The sequence below is a fragment of the Ruegeria sp. AH12 genome, assembly GCF_056541465.1.
Map to the genome: position 1 here is coordinate 80352 of NZ_JBQFYL010000015.1, position 12507 is coordinate 92858.

General features: G+C 58.3%; 11 protein-coding genes. All 11 read right to left on the reverse strand.

Annotation, left to right across the window (positions count from 1 at the left end; translation table 11 throughout):
• Positions 1-65 precede the first annotated feature (65 nt).
• The gene (locus ACR0EL_RS17965) at positions 66-1091 is read right to left on the reverse strand and encodes a LacI family DNA-binding transcriptional regulator (protein WP_480501429.1); all 1026 of its coding nucleotides are present in this window, start codon (positions 1089-1091) and stop codon (positions 66-68) included.
• A gap of 142 nt (positions 1092-1233) precedes the next feature.
• A complete protein-coding gene (locus ACR0EL_RS17970; RefSeq protein ID WP_480501430.1) occupies positions 1234-1686 on the reverse strand; it encodes an SRPBCC family protein in 453 nt (150 codons plus the stop codon).
• A gap of 107 nt (positions 1687-1793) precedes the next feature.
• Positions 1794-2606, reverse strand: coding sequence for an XdhC family protein (locus ACR0EL_RS17975; protein WP_480501431.1), 813 nt, complete (start codon positions 2604-2606; stop codon positions 1794-1796).
• An 11-nt stretch (positions 2607-2617) separates the two neighbouring features.
• Complete coding sequence (locus ACR0EL_RS17980) at positions 2618-3808, reverse strand: vWA domain-containing protein (RefSeq protein ID WP_480501432.1); 1191 nt, start codon at positions 3806-3808, stop codon at positions 2618-2620.
• A complete protein-coding gene (locus ACR0EL_RS17985) occupies positions 3808-4674 on the reverse strand; it encodes an AAA family ATPase (protein WP_480501433.1) in 867 nt (288 codons plus the stop codon). The genes ACR0EL_RS17980 and ACR0EL_RS17985 overlap by 1 nt, the downstream gene beginning before the upstream one ends.
• Positions 4675-4774: 100 nt before the next feature.
• Complete coding sequence (locus ACR0EL_RS17990; protein ID WP_480501434.1) at positions 4775-7192, reverse strand: aerobic carbon-monoxide dehydrogenase large subunit; 2418 nt, start codon at positions 7190-7192, stop codon at positions 4775-4777.
• Entirely contained in the window at positions 7189-7683 is a 495-nt protein-coding gene (locus ACR0EL_RS17995; protein ID WP_170473684.1) for a (2Fe-2S)-binding protein, read from the reverse strand. The genes ACR0EL_RS17990 and ACR0EL_RS17995 overlap by 4 nt, the downstream gene beginning before the upstream one ends.
• A 12-nt stretch (positions 7684-7695) precedes the next feature.
• Positions 7696-8529 (reverse strand): FAD binding domain-containing protein, encoded by an 834-nt coding sequence (locus ACR0EL_RS18000; protein ID WP_480501435.1) that lies wholly within the window; start codon positions 8527-8529, stop codon positions 7696-7698.
• A gap of 139 nt (positions 8530-8668) precedes the next feature.
• Positions 8669-9766 carry an MHYT domain-containing protein gene (locus tag ACR0EL_RS18005; protein WP_480501436.1) on the reverse strand — a complete coding sequence of 366 codons (1098 nt, stop codon included), beginning with the start codon at positions 9764-9766 and terminating at the stop codon, positions 8669-8671.
• An 82-nt stretch (positions 9767-9848) separates the two neighbouring features.
• A complete protein-coding gene (locus ACR0EL_RS18010) occupies positions 9849-11336 on the reverse strand; it encodes a heme biosynthesis HemY N-terminal domain-containing protein (RefSeq protein WP_480501437.1) in 1488 nt (495 codons plus the stop codon).
• A gap of 10 nt (positions 11337-11346) precedes the next feature.
• Positions 11347-12507: COG4223 family protein (locus ACR0EL_RS18015; RefSeq protein ID WP_480501438.1), on the reverse strand; the 1161-nt coding region annotated here is incomplete at its 5' end.

Consider the following 12507-nt stretch of genomic DNA (forward strand, 5'->3'; position numbering starts at 1 on the left):
AGAGAGGGTAGTTCCAAAATTGTCGCGACGTCAATAAAAACTTTACGCGCGTTAAGTTTATTGACTCATGCAGATTCTCGAAGCACCAGCCGCGCAGGGAACAAGGTTTCGGTCCTCTTGCCAGAATTTCCCGCATTTTCAACAAGTTCAAACAGGGCCTCGACGCTGCGCGCAGCCACGTTGTCATAGTCATGTGCAGCAGTTGTGAGGGACGGACAGGTAAACTTGGCAAAGGGATGATCGTCATTTGATGCAACGCGAAGCGCGCAATCCGGACGCCGTCCCACGCGAATCCCCTGCTCGTAACACGCCGCCAGAAAGCCAATGGCAAGGCGGTCATTGCTGCACAGGACCGAGTCCGTGCGCAGCAGACCTTGATCCAAAACTTTCAAAGCCCCCTGATGGCCGATCTCTTCGAAGGCCCAGCCTTCACCATCGATCTTGATGACATGGGGTTCGAACCCCAAACGCTCCATCACCTGGACATAGGCTTTGCGGCGTTTGTTGGCATTGGGGTTTGCGGGCGTCCGCATCTCGAAGAATGACGGCGGCTCACCCGTTCGGGTCATGTATTCCACGGTCTGAGAGACAAAGCTGAAATTGTCCGATCCAATAAATGCAGCGCCCAAACCTTCGAGGTTACTGTCAAACAGCACAGTCGGGACATTGGCGCAGAACTTTTCGATCTGAGACCGATCCGATGCGCGCCCCAAGGGGGCCAGCAGCACGCCCGCCGGCTTCAGCGACCGCAAACTGTCGAGAATCTCATTCTCCAATTTCTGTTCGCCATGCGAGCTGAACAAGGACGGTCGATACCCCGCAGCGATACAGCTTTGTTCCAGATACCTCGCGATCTCGGCAAAAAACGGGTCAGCTAGATAAGGCACCACGATGCCGATATTCTTGGTCAGCTTACGGTTCTGGTTCACCGCATAGATGTTGGGACGATAATCAAACTGCTCCAGCGCTTCTTCGATCCGTGCCCGCGTCGAGGGCCGAACGCTCTCGGGGTCGTGGAAGTATTTCGAAACCGTCGGCCTTGAGATACCGCTCAGCGCCGCGAATTCTTCCATGTTCTTGATTTTCGTCATGCCTACCGCTTGCGGACCCTTGCTGCCTGTATCTTGTCACAGCTTTTCATTTTCTTTACGCGCGGTAAAAAATCAATAGCGGCGCGTGCCGCTATTTCTGTCCTGTTGGCTGAACGGTGTTATGGTCTGTATCTTGCTCGCGTCAGGAAGCCCCCTGCTCTGACACAATCTCACCAAACCGTGTGAAGAACTTTCCCGACAGTTTCTTGGCTGTTCCGGCGATCAAACGGCTGCCCAGCTGTGCGATTTTGCCGCCGATATCCACCTTCGCGGTATAGGCAAGCACTGTCTCATCCCCGTCCTCGGTCAGGGTCACGTCGGCCCCGCCCTTGGCAAACCCAGCAGCCCCGCCTTTGCCTTCGCCAGTAAGCGAAAATCCATCGGGCGCCTTGGCGGTATCCAGCGTCACCTGACCCGCAAACTTGGCTTTGACCGGACCAATCTTCAGAACCACCTTCGCCTCAAGCTCCTCGGGCGACGTTTGCGTCAACTCTTCACAGCCGGGAATACATTCCCGCAAAATCTCCGGGTCGTTCAGGGCCTTGTACACCACGTCACGCGGGGCCGAGATACGGATTTCGTCACTCAGTTCCATTTAGGTCTTTCCTCTTTCAACAGCATCTCGGGAACAGGATCAGCGCCAGCTCTTCTTTTTCCTTCGCACTAAGATCAGGGCGTTTCGGCCACATCGTGCGGCACAGCTTAAGCAAGTCTTTCATCATGCGAAACCTCCTGTGCGGTATCACTGTTCCGCCAAAGCACGATCTCAGCCAGGATCGACAGGGCGATCTCGTGCGGGTCAATTGCATGAATATCCAACCCTGCTGGGGACTTAAGGCGCGCAGCGCGCACTGGGTCCATGCCCTGACCAATAAGTTTCGCCAACAGCGTATCAGCCTTGCGGCGGCTGGCGACCATCGACACTCGATCGGCAGAACTATTCAGCGCAGCCCGAAGTGCGGCACCATCATTGCGACCTTGAGAGGCGACAACCACAAAATCGCGCCCCTCAATTCCCAAATCTTTGACCTGATCGAGTGAAAACCGGTCATAGTCGTCCGAGGCAACAGCGCCATCCTCAAGATAAATACGCAGCCCTGCCAATGCGCCATGGGCGGCCAAGGCCGAAGCAATGGGCGAGTCACCGAAGATCACCAATCGCGGGGCCTGTTGGTAGGGTTCGACCAAAAGATCAACGGTGCCGCCAGATGGGCACCCGCTTTTGAAGGTTTGCACATCATCCGGGTCCGTCATGCTCACCACCTTTTCCGCAGGTTTCACGCGAATTATCTGCGGTACACCACTCGCCAGCGCTTCTTGCGCCGATGTGCGAACAGCCCGCTGTACACAGGCACCGCCCAGATGGCCCAATATCTCTCCATCGCAATTGATCACAGCCTTGCCCCCCGCCTTGGCCGAGGTCGCATCCGCCGTTCGCAGAACTGTCGCTACGCAGAAAGGCTGACCGCTCTGTCGCAACTGCTCAATTCTGTCAAAAATGTCAAAATTAGCCATATTAGAGCCTTTCAAAGCTTGCGGAACTCGGGTTCAAGTGCCGCCAAAGCGTCGAGCGTATTGGCGGGTAGATGCGCATCCAGATGAGGTTCTGCCACCTGCATGGCAGTCGCGATGGGCTGATAGTCTTTCCATCCTTTGAGAGGGTTCAGCCAAACAATGCGCTGTGCTTTGCGCCGGACACGTGCAAGGGCATGGCCCAGCGCCTCGGGATCTCGGCTGCAATAGCCATCTGACAGGATCAGCACGATCGTACGCCCATTCAGGGCACGCGCGCCATACCCGTTCAGAAAGGTCTCAAGACTTCCCGAGATATCGGTGCCGCCACCAAATCCCTCGGCCATAAGCGACAACCGCCCAGCGGCCCGCAATGTGTCATGATCCCGCAACGCATCGGTGACCCGCATCAGCCGTGTATGAAACAGATAAGCGTCGGCTTCAGTCCCGCTGCCGACAAGGCCTTTTAGAAAGGCAAGGAACACGCGGGAGTACACGGTCATCGACCCGCTCACATCACACAACGCAACGATCCGCATCGGGCGCGGTGGCCGGGCGCGGCGATACAGGTCCAATGGCTCTCCACCTCGCGCAAGGCTTGCCCGCTGAATACGTCGCATGTCTAGCACAGGTCCTTTCAGCGCCTGCTTTCGCCTGCGAGAGCGTCGATCCCGCATAGCACGCGCAAGCCTCAAAGCAGCTGTTTCCGCCTGTTTTAGACTCTCTTCATCCATCAATTCACGAAGATCGCGGCGGGATAGGTTTGTCGTCTGGGTCGCAATCAGCTGCCCATCGATCCCCTCAGCCTCACCCGCGCCTGTTTCCGGTACAGCAGCTTCTGCATCCGCTTCAGCCTGAGGCTCTGCTGCCCCTGTGTTTTGAATTTGCCAGATCATGGGCTTTGCCGATTGTACCCTGACATGTGTGGTTTTGGACGAACCCGAGCGCTGTTTGCCAGCGTTGAACCAGTACGCGTCAAACAGGTCGTCGAACCGACGCCAATCTTCTGCATCACCCGCCAAAAGCGCGCACAAAGCCTGACGTGCCTGTTCGGAATCCGTTGCCTCAACCGCGGACAAAGCCGCCATCGCATCACCAGTTTCCCGCGGCCCCACATGAAGGCCGTTCATGCGCAGATGTGCAATGAAGCCCGACATACGGTCTGCAAACCCTGCGGCGCGCGAGGGGAACCGAGTGACTTGCATCACGCCACCTTCCCAATCAGCCGATCCATCACTTCGGGTGGGGCAGCATCATAGTCAGCAGCTGTCTTGAGCAAACACACCAATGTTGCCTGCACCTCATCCCGGGATTTCGCCAGATCATTGACCCCAAGACCAGACAAGGCCGCCGCCCAGTCCAGCATCTCGGCAATACCTGGTGTTTTTTCCAGTTCTTCTTTGCGCAATGCTTGCACGACCCCGATGATCTGCCGCGCCAGAATCCCTTCGACCTCTGGCATCCGTGCGCGAAGGATCGCCATTTCGGTTTCCTTCGACGGATAGTCGAGGAAACTGTACAGACACCGTCGTCGCAACGCGTCAGACAAGTCCCGCGTTCCGTTGGCCGTCAAGATCACGGTTGGCCGTGATCGGGCTGTAACGGTTCCTAGCTCCGGAATCGTGATCTGAAAATCCGACAGTATCTCCAGCAGATACGCCTCAAACTCCTCGTCCGCCCGATCAATCTCATCAATCAACAAAACCGGGGGCGTTTCTTCAGATATAGCCTCTAACAAAGGCCGTTTAAGCAGGTAGGCATCCGAAAATAGCTCTGCCTCACCAACTCCACCTTTTGCTTCACTCGCTCGGATAGCTAAAAGTTGACGCTGATAGTTCCACTCATAGATGGCGTGACTCGCATCCAACCCTTCATAGCATTGCAAACGGATCAAACGCGCCCCACGCCACGCGGCCATTGCCTTGGCCACCTCGGTCTTCCCGACGCCCGCAGGACCTTCCAGCAACAAGGGACGCCCCAGGGCTCGCGCCAGATGCAGCGCCATCGCCAACCGATCATCGGCAACGTAGCCCTGCGCGGCCAACCCGTTCTGCACATCCGCTAAAGTCAAAACCAGGACCCAATCTTCATCTGGCTAAAAATATCCCGGGGGTCCAAGGGGGCAGAGCCCCCTTGCCTCGGTCGGATCGGTCAAGCCGATCCAAACCCAATCACCCGTGCATCCCCAACCCGTTGGCAATCTTCCAGATCCGCCAATGGTCATGCGGCATATGGCTCTGGACAAGTCCAAAGGGCCGGAAGGCATCATGAACCGCGTTCGAGAACGCCGGCACACCGCCAACATTCGGGCTTTCGCCCACACCCTTTGCACCAATGGGATGGTGCGGAGAGGGCGTGACTGTATGATCGGTCGTATAGTTCGGCGTCTCCCACGCGGTCGGCAGGAAAAAGTCCATTAACGTACCGGTCTTCACATTGCCCATCTCATCATAGGCAATTTCCTGTCCCATAGCGATGGCCAGCGCTTCAGTCACGCCACCGTGGACCTGCCCCTCGATAATCATCGGGTTGATCCGGGTGCCGCAATCGTCGAGCGCATAGAACTGCCGAACGTCCCATTCGCCGGTATCCACGTCGATCTCCATGACGCAGATATAGGCTCCGAACGGATAGGTCATGTTCGGTGGGTCGTAATAGCTGACGGCCTCCAGACCAGGTTCCAGCCCCGGAATGGCCTGATTATAGGCGGCGAAGGCGATTTCCTTCATCGTCTTGAACCGCTCGGGCGCGCCTTTGACGGCGAAGCGATCCACATCCCATTCGACGTCATTGTCGTGGACCTCAAGCAGGTAAGCCGCGATCATCTGTGCCTTGGCGCGGATTTTGCGGGCAGCCATTGCCGTTGCAGCCCCGGCCACAGGTGTCGACCGAGACCCATAGGTTCCAAGACCATAAGGAGCCGTATCGGTATCACCCTCCTCCAGCGTGATGTCATCGGCGGGCAGGCCAATCTCACTGGCGATGATCTGGGCAAAGGTCGTGGCATGGCCCTGGCCCTGAGAGATCGTCCCCAGCCGCGCGATGGCTGAACCCGTGGGGTGAATGCGGATTTCGCAGCTGTCGAACATCCCCAGCCCGAGGATGTCACAGTTCTTCACCGGGCCAGCGCCAACAATCTCGGTAAAGTGCGTCAGACCAATACCCAGCAGTTTGCGGGTCTTTCCGGCCCTGAAATCCTCAACCCGCTGCACCTGTTCCGCCCGCAGACCTTCATAGTCCACGGCCTTCAGCGCCTTGTCCCAAGCGGTGTGATAATCGCCCGAGTCATATTCCCAGCCCAGCGCGGACTGATACGGGAACTGATCGGCCTTGATGAAGTTGATCCGACGCAGTTCAGCCGCGTCCATGTTCAGCTTGATCGCCAGAACCTCGATCATGCGTTCAATGAAATACGCCGCCTCGGTTACCCGGAACGAACAGCGATAGGCGACCCCGCCCGGAGCTTTATTGGTATAGACCCCATCCACGGCCAGATAGGCAGTTGGGATGTCATAGGACCCGGTGCAGATATTCATGAATCCGGCAGGGAACTTCGTCGGATCGGCGCAAGCGTCAAACCCACCGTGATCCGCGGTCGTATGGCACCAAAGGCCGGTGATCTTGCCATCCTTGGTGGCCGCAATCTTGCCCTGCATCCAGTAGTCGCGGGCAAACGCGGTGGACATCAGGTTCTCCATCCGGTTTTCGACCCATTTCACCGGCTGGCCAGTGACGATCGAGGCGACAACCGAGCAGACATAGCCCGCATAAGCCCCCACCTTATTGCCGAAACCACCGCCAATATCGGGGCTGATCACCCGGATGTTGTGCTCAGCCAGACCAGAAATCAGCGACACGACGGTGCGGATCGCGTGCGGAGCCTGGAAGGTACCGTATAGCGTCAGCTTGCCGGTCACTTTGTCCATTGAGGCAACACATCCGCAGGTTTCCAGCGGGCAAGGGTGGGTGCGGTGGTAGTAAACCATCTCTTCGGCGACCACATCGGCCTCACCCAGAACGGCCTCAGTCGCGTCTTTGTCGCCCTGTTCCCAGGTGAAGATATGATTGTGATGCTTGCGCGGCCCATGGGCACCCTCGGTCTGACCCTCCAGGTCTTCACGTAGGACCACATCTGATTTCAACGCCTCGAACGGGTCGGTCAGGACGGGTAGTTCTTCGTACTCAACCTCGACCAACTCTGCCGCGTCTGCTGCGATATACCGGTTTTCAGCAACGACATAAGCAACCTCCTGGCCCTGGAACAAAACCTTTCCATCTGCCAGAACCATCTGCTTGTCACCCGCCAGTGTCGGCATCCAATGCAAGCCCAATGGCGCGAGATCTTCGGCGGTCAACACGGCAACCACACCGGGCACGGCCAGCGCGGCGTCTTTATTCACGCTGACGACGCGGGCATGGGCATAAGGCGAGCGGACGAAGGCGCCGAACAGCATCCCGTCCAGTTTGATGTCATCGACATAATTGCCTTTGCCTTGTGTAAAACGCACGTCTTCCACGCGTTTGCGGGCGCAACCCATCCCTTTAAGATTGGCGGCGCGTTCTTCGGGGGTCAGAGTTTGGTCGTTCATTCCGCAGCCTCCTTCTGAGCGTTCAGCATGTCAGCCGAGGCCGAGATCGCCTTAACGATATTCTGATAGCCGGTGCAGCGGCACAGGTTTCCAGCCATGCCAAAGCGGATATCTTCTTCGGTCGGGTTCGGATTTTCCTGCAGCAAGCGATGCGCTCGAGTAATCATCCCCGGCGTGCAGAAGCCGCATTGCAATCCGTGATGTTCTCGGAACATTTCCTGCAAAACGCCAAGGCTGCCATCGTCATTGGTGAGGCCTTCGACGGTGGTGATATCGGCTCCGTTTACCTGCGCCACAAAGGTGGTGCAGGATTTGACGGACTTACCGTCGATATCCACGGTGCAGGCCCCGCAATGGCTGGTCTCGCACCCGATGTGAGGACCGGTGATTTTCAAATCTTCCCGCAAGAAGTGGATCAGTAGCGTGCGCGGTTCAGCCAGCCCTTCGACTTCTTTGCCGTTCACGGTGAGTTTGACGTGCATTTTTGACATGGTTTCCTCCCCTCAACCCGCGCGATTCTGCGCACGGTCGATGGCGCGGCGCAGCATCACGGCGGCCACGTGTTTTTTGAATTCGACGGGGCCGCGGTTGTCGGCTACCGGGTCGATCGCATCGAGCATTGCCGCAACGCAGCCATTTACATCGCCATCGGCCAGCGCATTGCTTGCGCTTTCTGACCAGATGGGCGTATCGGCCAGATTGGTCATTGCGACCGAGGCTGTGCCATTGCCAACCATCACCGCTGCGGCCGCAGTCGCATAGTCGCCGATCTTGCGCTTTTGCTTCTCGTAGGCCTGACCGACACCCGCACCCGGCACGGGAATGGAGATGCGGGTCAGAATTTCCTCATCTTCACGCGCTGTGAAATAGGCCGCCTCGTAAAACTCGCGCGCAGCGACGTCGCGCGCTCCGTCCGGGCCCGATAGATGAAAGGTCGCGTTCAGGCATTGCATCAGACCCGGCATGTCATTGCCCGGATCGCCATTGGCCACATTGCCGCCAACAGTGCCCATGTAACGCACTTGCGGATCAGCGATCTGTAACGCCGCTTCGCGGATCAGAGGGATCGCCGCGGCCAGGCCCTCATGCGTGATCAGCTCATGCTGTGTGACCATGGCACCCAAAGCCACAGTGTCGGACCCAACCTCGATGCCCTTCAGCTCATCAATCGCCTGAAGATCGATCAGATGACCCATCTCTGCCATGCGCAGCTTCATCATCGGGATCAGGCTGTGCCCGCCCGCGATCACGCGCGCCTCGTCTCCATGTTCTTGCAGAATGCCAATGGCCGAGGCGATGTCGCCTGGCCGGTGATACTCAAAACCGGCTGGTATCATGTTTTCCTCCCTGGGTCCGAGCGGTATGCCGTGGGGGACCTGAGGTAAGAAAAGAGGACCCGGCGCTATCGCCGCCAGTGGCGTGAAACAGGGCGCGCCGGTTGTTTCACGAATTGCGAATAAGCTGCACGAGTTGCGATCATAGGCCCAGTGCGTCGCGAATGTCCGTCAGTCTGGATCGGCTGACTGGAACCTTTGGCAAGGCATCAACACCGTCGAAATAGCAGGTTCCGTTGTCCTTGTGCCGCTCAAAACTCGACACATGTTTCGGGTTTACCAGATAACTGCGATGCGCCCGCAAGAACCCGTCGGGTTTCAGGCGCGTTTCAGCCTCGGTGATGGACCAGGGACAGAAGAGTTTCTCGCCCCCCATGTACAGCACCGTATAATGTCCTTCGGCCCGGATGGCGGCCACGCTACCGGCGTCTGTAAAGAAGGTCTGTCCTTCGCGCTCGAACGGAACACCTGCGCGCAACGCCGTTGGCTGAGGTTCGGGCGCGGGATCTGGCATCGGGGCTACATCAGCGGGCTGAGGCCCGATGAAGGTGATTCCGGTCAACAGGAAAGCCCCACAAATCAGGAAAACCGAGACGGTCACCCCCATCGCTAGCACCTGATTGTTCAGCGCAGGCCCTGCTCCACCCGTGTTGTCGCTGGCTACAAAATCGGTCAGACCAGTGGCCACGAAATGCATCGTGAAGACGGCGAGACCAAAACACACAGTGCCCAGCAAAATGTTGCGCTGGGTACGGTTGTCATAGGCCACCCAGATCGCGAGCACCGACAGAACCACCGAAGCCACGGTCGAAATCGCAATGTCCCAGAAGGTATAGACGGGGCGGCACAGCTCCATCCCGGCCATGCCGACATAATGCATCACCACAATGCCAAGGCCGACGATCACACCTGCCGTCACCATTGTCTGCATCGTGCGAGGTCGGAAATGCAGCAGCAGCAACGCAAGTCCCACCATCAGGATCGCCACAAGGGCTGAGATCAATGTGATCAACGCGTCATAATAAAACAGGATCGGCAGTTGCAGGCCCAGCATCGCAACAAAATGCATCGACCAGATACCGCCGCCCAAAATAACCGCGGCCAGCGCGACCACAAATTTGCGCTTTTGATCATCCAGTTTCGATGCGCCATGCGTCAGGTACAGCCCGGTAAAGCCGGCCATCAACGCCACAGCCAGTGACGCAGCCACCAGCCAGGGGTTATGCGAATAGTCCAACATTCAGATTTGGGTGCCCTCCCCTACACGAGGGCGACGTTAGCAAACGGAATTGGTTGGGACAATCATCTGCCCACCAGGAGTGTCAGGCCTGTTTCTCGACCTTTTCGTCGACCGTTTCGACATCCAATTCGATCACATCCGCTGTTTCTGCTTCGCCAGCGTCGGTCTCGTCCTCGGTCTCGGAGTTGTCTTCCAGCGCGCCGACGATCAACGGCAACATGTGAACACCGGTTGCACTGGTGATCTCGGGTGTTTGCGGAACCTTCCAACTGAGCGTGTCAAAGCTGCCGCAATTGTCGCAGACCGGGGTCCACTCTGCCTGAATATGCTGGCAATTGTCGCAGACCCATTGCGGCCCACGCGGCGCGGTCAGGGCTTTTGCAAGCCAGCCCTGCACCACGGCGTCCGAAGCACCTTCGCCCCGTTCAATCGCCGCCATCAAAGTGTAGCCACGCGCATCTGCCTGCTGTTTGACCACGTCACCCAGTGCGCGGCGCGCCTCGGGGAAGTCTTCGGCAACGATGTTCAGCTCGGCCAGGATCAGGCGGGTTTCTGGGTGTTCAGGATGAATGCGGGTCAACGCCGCAAAGCGTTTGATCCGGTCCTGAGCAGACTCATCCGGCGCGATCTCGGCAAACGCATGGGCGAGGTCGGGATGCGGCTGAGCCTCCCACGCCTTTTTGATGATCTTCGTTGCGGCGCGGGGTTTGCCTTTTTCGATATAGGCCCGCGCGGCCATTGCAGCGGCAGGCACCAGATCGGGCGACATACGGTTGGCCTCAATCGCGCGTTCCTGCTGTTCCACACTGGCGTCTTCGTTCAGGATATCCTTGGCCTCGGACAGGGCCAGAACCGCATCGCGCCGCTTAAACACATCGCGCGGCAGATACCCCGCCTTGAGCTTTGCGTTCAAAGTAGACCGCGCACCAGCCCAATCCTGGGCCTTGGTCTGAAGGTTCAACAATACGTCCTGCGTTTCCTCGTGGCGCGGTTTGATCGCCAGGGCTTTCTCAGCCAGTTTGCGCGCGGTGTCCTGATCCCCTTCGGCCAGCTTCTGCTTCATGATGCCCCGCACACCAACAAACCTGGTCGCGCTATTGGTCACCAGCTTCTTGTAGGTCTCTGAGGCTTTCTTGGTGTCGCCGGTCATTTCGGCAGCTTGAGCAACCAGCAGGTTGGTCAGTTCCGGCTTGCTCAGCAATCTCTCGGCCTTGTTCGCCTTGGTCATTGCCACGCGCCCCTCGCCCGAAGCCAACGCCATCAGACCGTCAGACAGCGCCTGATAGCCGCGCTGTTCGCGGCTGCGATCGAAATAACGCGACAAGGCGGTTTCGTCGCCGTTGAGGAATTTTAGCGTCGCAATCAGAAGGCTGAGCAGTTTGAAGAACAGCCACACCGCAAAAACCAGCACGCCCAGCGCGATGACCGATTGCAGCGGGCCCAGCGTGTATTCAGTTCCCGCGACAGTGATCTGCACGCCTCCGCTGGTCTGCATTAAGAACTGGGCGCCGAGGGCCAACAGTCCGATAATCGCAACGAAAACAAGGATTTTAAACAATGACCACAGCATGGAAGGTCCCTCAGTTCGAATTCAGGCTGGACGCGAGCGTATTCGCGGCCTCTACGGCAGAGACCCGCGTCTGTGCCGCCTGCTCCCACTCGGCCACTGCGGTCTGCGCCGCTTCGGGCAGTGATTTCAGTTCCGTCAACGCCCCGTTCAGATCGCCCGAGGCAAGAGCGGCTTGCGCACGCGACAGAATGGCATCCGGGTCGTCCCCATCCTGAGGCGTCACCGACCGCGCACCGGTCTGACGCTGCAGGAAGGCGACAAAGCCTGTGCCCTTATCCGCGTCCCGGGCATCGGCCAACGCTGTCCGCGCAACCGGATCAAAAGACGCGCGCAATGACGAAAGTGTTTCAACGCCGCTTTCTGCCGGGCCGGCCAAAGCATCCGGAACGTCCACACCACCTGCTTTCAGCTCAGTCACAAGGTCTTGATACGGCTCGCCCGCCTCCATCTGACCACGTAGGCGCGACAAGATCGCGGCATTGGTCGCCGCACGCGCCTCGGCCGAGGCTTTGGCCTCAAGCGCTTGCGCATCTGCAACCATCTTTTCAACCTCAGCCCGCTGCGCTGCCAATGAGTCTTGCAGCTTGGACAATTCGGCCTCAAATGCGGCGGTTGCTTCGGGCGACGCGTTTGAGGTGACCGGGTTCGCTTCGAGCGTATTCAACCGATCTGATAACGGTCCAACTTGCGCACTCAGCGCTTCTACGCTGGATTTCACTGCGCCCAAGTCGGTTTCGACCGGGCTTAGCTTGTCAGACAAGGCTTTGATTTGATCCGTAAGACCCGAGGTTTCAGACGCCTGGGCAAGTTTCGCAATCTGATCGGATTGATCTGCCAACTTGGCCTCCAGCGCTGCAATAGCCTGGGCCGGGTCGGCTTCGCCCGATGGGATCAGGTCGGCTCGCCCCGCGATAAAACCGATTGCCGCGGCGATGATGCCTCCGATCAGTGCGGGCACAAACCCGCCGCGCTTTTCAACAACGCGTTCGTCAGTTTTTTCCGGCGCCGGATGTGTTTCCTCCACCGGCGCTTCGGCTTCGGCTTCGGCTTCGGCTTCGGCTTCGGCTTCGGCTCCGGCTCCGGCTTCGGCTTCGGCTTCGGCTTCGGCTTCGGCTTCGGCTTCGGCTTCGGCTTCGGCTTCGGCTTCGGCTTCGGCTTCGGCTTCGGCTTC

Excerpts from the sequence above, each read along its gene's own strand:
- ACR0EL_RS17965 (WP_480501429.1), bottom strand. The coding sequence starts at position 1,091 with ATGACGAAAATCAAGAACATGGAAGAATTCGCGGCGCTGAGCGGTATC.
- ACR0EL_RS17970 (WP_480501430.1), bottom strand. The coding sequence starts at position 1,686 with ATGGAACTGAGTGACGAAATCCGTATCTCGGCCCCGCGTGACGTGGTG.
- ACR0EL_RS17975 (WP_480501431.1), bottom strand. The coding sequence starts at position 2,606 with ATGGCTAATTTTGACATTTTTGACAGAATTGAGCAGTTGCGACAGAGC.
- ACR0EL_RS17980 (WP_480501432.1), bottom strand. The coding sequence starts at position 3,808 with ATGCAAGTCACTCGGTTCCCCTCGCGCGCCGCAGGGTTTGCAGACCGT.
- ACR0EL_RS17990 (WP_480501434.1), bottom strand. The coding sequence starts at position 7,192 with ATGAACGACCAAACTCTGACCCCCGAAGAACGCGCCGCCAATCTTAAA.
- ACR0EL_RS17995 (WP_170473684.1), bottom strand. The coding sequence starts at position 7,683 with ATGTCAAAAATGCACGTCAAACTCACCGTGAACGGCAAAGAAGTCGAA.
- ACR0EL_RS18000 (WP_480501435.1), bottom strand. The coding sequence starts at position 8,529 with ATGATACCAGCCGGTTTTGAGTATCACCGGCCAGGCGACATCGCCTCG.
- ACR0EL_RS18005 (WP_480501436.1), bottom strand. The coding sequence starts at position 9,766 with ATGTTGGACTATTCGCATAACCCCTGGCTGGTGGCTGCGTCACTGGCT.
- ACR0EL_RS18010 (WP_480501437.1), bottom strand. The coding sequence starts at position 11,336 with ATGCTGTGGTCATTGTTTAAAATCCTTGTTTTCGTTGCGATTATCGGA.